The sequence below is a fragment of the Achromobacter sp. genome (assembly GCF_036567245.1).
In the GTDB taxonomy this organism is placed as follows: domain Bacteria; phylum Pseudomonadota; class Gammaproteobacteria; order Burkholderiales; family Burkholderiaceae_B; genus Achromobacter.
In genome coordinates this window covers 1-2,828 of the sequence record NZ_DATCUY010000007.1, presented here as the reverse complement: position 1 = coordinate 2,828, position 2,828 = coordinate 1, and the positions used below count along the sequence as shown (strand labels likewise).

Sequence of the window (2,828 nt, the reverse complement as noted above, 5' to 3'; positions counted from 1 at the left end):
AGGCCGCCCGAGCGCAGCGCAGCCACGCCCTGCTTGTCGCCGGTGGTGTAGGTCACTGCGCCGTCGGCGCCCAGCGCCAGGCTTTTGGCGATCAGGTTCTGCGCGCTCAGCACGAAGTCCACGGTTTTGAGCGCCGCGCCGTCGGGATCTGCCTGATAGACGTCGAAGGGGCTGCGCGGCTCGTACAGGTTCCAGCTGTCGTCGGCGCGGCGCAGTTTCAGCATGCCGCGCTCATGGTCGGAAGGATTGCGGGGGCGGGTGGTGAAGCGTTCCTGGTCGCCGGTCCAGGCGGTGGCGGGGCAGGCGTCGTCGCCAGCGTCGTGGCCGTCTTCCCAGCGCAGGGCCAGGAAGAAATAGCCTTGCGCGGCGGGCGCGGCCGCCAGTTGCCGCGCGATCGGCGAGTCCGCCGGCAGCAGGCAGTCGATGACCAGACCGAGCTGGCGCAGCAGCGCCGGATAGTCGCCGTAGGACGCGATGATGGCGTGGAAATCCATTTCCGGCCGGGTGGGTGGCGCAGGCACGTTCTCGCCATCCGGCCGCCGGATGCTGCGCTGTTGCGCGGTGGGTGGCTCGCGGCGATAGAAGCGGTTGGCCTGGAACAAGGTGTACTCGGCCTGCGAGTTCCACAGCTTCATCAGGTTCTGGTCCGGGCCGGCGAGCCCGCCATCGTTCCAGCGGGTAGGCAGGGCGCGCAGCGGAAAGCTCACTCCGGGCTGGGGATTGCCCTCGGCGTTCACGCCCGGCGCCGCGGCGCGGCCTTCGTAGATGCTGTGGGGACCGTAGACCTGGGAACGCAGCACGCGCTCGGCGCCGTCGCCGCCGTCGTCGAAGAAGCGGTCGAAGCCGGGCAGCGGCATCTCCACGCGCCGGTCGCCCAGCGAGATATAGGTCGTGCGCGTGCCGCAGTCGCCCAGCATGTCCTTCAGGCCCGGATGCGCGTCGCGCCAGGGCAGCAGCGTGGGCGGGGTGCCGGTGGCTTGCACCGCCAGCCTGCCGTAGTGCTTGCGGGCCAGGCCCAGCACGCCCGCCACCGAATACGAGTACAGGTTGACCTTGCTCATGTCGCGGAACACGAAACCGGCGACCGGCGTGGTCTTGGGCAGCAGCCGTTCCCACAATGCCGGGTCGGCCTGCGCCTGCGGCTCCAGCTCGATCTCCGCCATGCCGGTATTCAGCACGAAGCGCACCCGTTCCAGCGTGCGCGGCCAGTTGACCCAGTCGGCGTAGGCGTGCAGCTGCTGCTCATCGGCGGCCTGCGGCGTCAGGCGCGGCGAGGCCACGATGGAGACGCGCAGCCGGCCGGCGTCGGGGCCGGCGGGTACGCGGCCGTTGGGGATCACGGTCCAGACTATCGTTTGCTTGGCCATGGACGTTCCTCAGGCAAAGGCTTCGGCGTATTCGCGCCAGGCGTACTCGGTGCCGTCGTCGATCAGCGCCAGTTCCTGCGCCAGCGGCAACTCGGGGCGAGGCCCCATCAGGTCGCGGAAGCCCGGGTCGCCATTGGACCCGGCGAACTTGCGCTCGCACGACAGCGACACGCTCATCGAGAACATGAAGACTTCGATCTCGACGGTGATGGTGGCGCGCCCCGCGCACTTGCCGCTTTCGAACTCGTAGCGCAGTTCCAGGTAGATCTCGATGGAAATGCTGACGATGCCCAGCACGCTGACGCAGCCGCCCATGCGGAAGTAGCCTGCCAGCGAGCAGGCGTTCTTCTCCATGCGGAAATAGATGCCCGCCATGACGTGCACGCCGCCCGAAGCCACGCCCAGGTTCACCGACACGCTGGCGCCGAACTCGAAGGCGGCCTCCATCAGCTGGACCCCGCTGGGATCGAGCGTGATGCCGAAAAAGCCGCCGCCGCCGAACATGCACACCGACAGATTGAAGGGCTGCTCGCGCGTGCAGAAATTGAAGCGCACGGCCAGGGGCTGGCCGATGAAGGGCACGGTGAAGCCCGCGCCCAGGCTGAGGTTGGACAGGTTGAAGACGCCGATGGCGACGGCCGGCAGCGCCAGGTCGAAGCCCGCGTCCACGCCCTTGGCCGAGATGTCCAGGTAAGGCGGATCGGAGAATCCGTCCAGCGGGATCAGGTCGCGCAGCGTTTCGACGAAGGACAAGGGACCCACGAACTTGATGTCGGTCAGCAGCACATCCACGTCCATCTTCGCGGCCGTGTCGATGCGGAATTCGATCTTCTCGAAGTTCAGTTCCATGAAGCTGGCGGGGGCGATCAGCACCAGGTCGAAGTCCTTCAGCGAGCAGACCACCGACATCTTGGGCGCGCTCTGGCCGTTCTTGCGCACGCGCGCTTCCACCGCCACCCGGAAGCCGCGCGCATCGTTGACGCGGAACAGCGGCGGGTCGCCGGGCTTGATCGACCAGCTCTTGATCACCGGATTCCAATCGAAGCGGATGGTGAGTTCATCGCCCGTCAGCAGCTCCAGCAGTTCGGCGCTGGCCAGCACGGCATCGACCGCCAGCTTGACCGCGTTCAGCGCCGTCTGCGCGATCTGGCGCGGCGCGCCTTCGAGCAGGCGCGCGCTGCCTATGGTGCCGGACAGCGGCCCGACGGCGTCCGTGATGGCCTGCAGGCGCGGCTTGAGCGTCGCGGCGTCGGCGAAAAGCTCGTCCAACTGGCCGGGCTGGCCCACCACCGCATCGAGCGCGTCGTACAGCGCCTTGCCTTGCGCCAGCAGCGCCGGCACGACGCCTACGCTGTCCAGCAGTATCTCGACGGTATTGGCGGCCTGGCGCAGCGCCTGGCGCAAGCCGTCGGGCAAGCCCACGCCATTCACCTTCGCGTCCGCGGCCGTGCGTAGCGCCTC

Annotated in this window: 2 pseudogenes; both read right to left on the bottom strand. The window is 68.3% G+C overall.

Annotated features, from left to right (window positions below):
• Positions 1–1,367: pseudogene (locus tag VIR09_RS00280) on the bottom strand (hypothetical protein); the annotation flags it as partial.
• A 9-nt stretch (positions 1,368–1,376) separates the two neighbouring features.
• Positions 1,377–2,828, bottom strand: a pseudogene (locus tag VIR09_RS00275) (hypothetical protein); the annotation flags it as partial.